This is a genomic window from Allobosea sp. 05T439, from assembly GCF_056396005.1.
In genome coordinates, this window is sequence record NZ_JBFTKP010000124.1 from 1 (window position 1) to 793 (window position 793).

General features: G+C 64.6%; 1 protein-coding gene. It reads left to right on the forward strand.

What is annotated here, in order from left to right:
• On the forward strand, positions 1-793 hold a 793-nt coding region (locus AC1DIO_RS35350), incomplete at both ends, for a peroxidase family protein (RefSeq protein ID WP_476833296.1).

The following is a 793-nucleotide window of genomic DNA, read 5'->3' on the forward strand; positions in this document are numbered from 1 at the left end:
GCGATCAACTCGAATATCAGCGTGGCCATCCAGGCCGACGGCACCGGCATCGTGAAGGGGATCGACCGGGTCGATCTCTGGGTCGGTGGCCTTGCCGAGACGCATATCAATGGCGGCATGGTCGGGCAGACCTTCTGGGTCGTGCTGCATGAACAGTTTGACCGCCTGCAGGAGGCCGACCGGTTCTACTATCTCGACCGTGTCGAGAACTTCGACTTCTACGAGAATTTCATCGACGGCCAGGAGTTCGCGGACATCATCGCCCGCAATACCAGCCTGACCAATCTGCCGGAGAACATCTTCGAGACCGTCGTTGGCGATGACGGCGACAACGGTACCGGCACGGGTGACGGCGACGGCGACGATGACGACGATGACGACGATGACGGCACCGGCAACGGAGATGGCGACGACGATGATGACGACGGCGCCGGAGACGGCGACGACGATGACGACGATGACGACGGCGCCGGTGATGGCGACGATGATGACGATGACGACGACGGCGCCGGAGATGGCGACGATGATGACGACGATGACGACGGTGCCGGCAATGGCGACGATGACGACGACGACGATTGCGGCTGTGACGACGACGACGATGACGACGGGGCTGGCACGCCGGCTCCCGGTCCGGGGACGGCTCCTGGGACGCATGTCGGGACGGGGCTGAGCGATGTCCTGATCGGGGCAGCGGGGGCGGACAACCTGATCGGCCAGGGCGGCGACGATGTCCTGATCGGTGCGGGCGGCGACGACACGATCTCGGCGGGCGATGGCAACGACTTCGTCG